A 249-nucleotide genomic window follows, 5' to 3' on the forward strand; every position below is an offset into this window, starting at 1 on the left:
CTCTTCGCGAGGTCGATACCGACCGTAGCAAGCTCGGACATGGGTGGCTCCTCAGCTTGAGGCGACAACATCCCGACTATGCCCGAACGCAAAGCCGGGAGCAGGAGCCATCCACACCATCAATCGAACGCGCCTTCGCCAAGCTCAAGGCCATTCTTCGTGCCGAGGCCGCTCGCACGATCAGCGACCTCTGGGACACGATCCGACGAGCCTTCAGACGCTTCACGCCAGCCGAATGCCGCCGCTATC

1 pseudogene is annotated in these 249 nt (G+C 62.2%); it reads left to right on the plus strand.

The annotated features are described in order from the left end of the window. Positions 1-122 precede the first annotated feature (122 nt). Positions 123-249 (plus strand): annotated as a pseudogene (locus ACLBX8_RS32360) (IS630 family transposase); the annotation flags it as partial.

It is taken from the genome of Methylobacterium sp. D48H (assembly GCF_053345715.1).